Origin of the sequence: Mesorhizobium sp. M0437 (assembly GCF_040321335.1) — a bacterium.
Taxonomy (GTDB): Bacteria; Pseudomonadota; Alphaproteobacteria; order Rhizobiales; family Rhizobiaceae; genus Mesorhizobium.
In genome coordinates, this window is the sequence record NZ_JAMYRK010000218.1 from 1 (window position 1) to 1,191 (window position 1,191).

Sequence of the window (1,191 nt, forward strand, 5' to 3'; positions counted from 1 at the left end):
GAGGGCTTTGCATGAAGGGTGTGCTTAACCTGATTGGCCTACTGGGCGTCTTTTGAAGGCGTCTAAGGCCTCGCCCTGTCGCCCTGGCGCGGCATCGACCGGCATCATTGGCCCGATCGGCTCGATTTTGGACGCACTCCTCCCTCACGCCCGTCTCTCTTTGGGTGGATACAGGACACCGATCATAGTCCGCAGATTGTAGGCGCATGCCGCCAGCATGCACTGCGTGCGGTTGGTCGCAAGGTTGAAGAAGCGCATGCGCCGCATGCCGTAACGCTCCTTGAACACGGCGAAAGGCCGCTCAACCGCCGCCCGCACCTTGGAGATCAGCCGGTTGCGCAGCTTGTCGCGCGGCGGCAATTCAGGGTGATGCTTGTTGGGCCGCCGCATCAGGCGATCCTTGATCTTGGCCTCAGCGAGCCGGTCATGCCTGGCATGGGTGTAATAGGCCTGATCGCCATAGACCGCCTTCTCATCGCCGCAGATCAACCGGTCGGCCGGCTCGGTGTCGGTGACTGAGGCGTCGCTCACCTCGACGCGCCGGATCAAGGTGTGCCCCTGGTCGACGCCAATGTGCATCTTGTAGCCAAAAGTGCTCTTTTTGCCCTTCTTGCCCCAGCGCGCATCCTTGTCCGCCGACGGCTTGACCGGGCCGTGGTGGCCCTTCTTCGGCTGCTTGGGCGGCCGGCCGGGGGATTGCATGAACGAGGCATCGACCAGCGTGCCGCGCTTGACGATCAGGCCTTTCGTCTCCAGCTGCCGGTTGATCTCCTCAAACACCTTGTCGATCAGCCGCTCACGCGTCAGCTCGTCGCGAAAGCGCCATAGGGTCGAATGATCGGGCGTACGGTCCGAGAGGCTGAAGCCAACGAAGCGGCGAAACGACAGCCGGTCACGGATCTGCGCCTCAAGCGCTGGATCGCTCAGCCCATGCCACACACCCAGCAGAAGGCAGCGCACCAGCAACATTGCCGGGTAGCTGGCGCTACCCGGGCCGCTGCTGCTGCGCGGGCCAAGCAGCTTGCTGATCGGCTCCCAGTCCAGCTCTTTCGCAATCAGGTCGAAGATCGTCTCATCCGACACCGCAAGACCGTCCGCCAGACTCAACTGACCCAGAACACGATCCACCATCGCGAATCTCCCTGCTCCAACCTCACAACAGAATCACTGATCGGCTTCTGTGCAAAGATC

At 62.2% G+C, this 1,191-nt stretch carries 1 protein-coding gene; it reads right to left on the reverse strand.

Annotation, left to right across the window (positions count from 1 at the left end; genetic code table 11):
• Positions 1 to 144: 144 nt before the first annotated feature.
• Positions 145 to 1,131, reverse strand: coding sequence for an IS5 family transposase (locus tag NKI72_RS35085; RefSeq protein ID WP_352687253.1), 987 nt, complete (start codon positions 1,129 to 1,131; stop codon positions 145 to 147).
• Positions 1,132 to 1,191 lie beyond the last annotated feature (60 nt).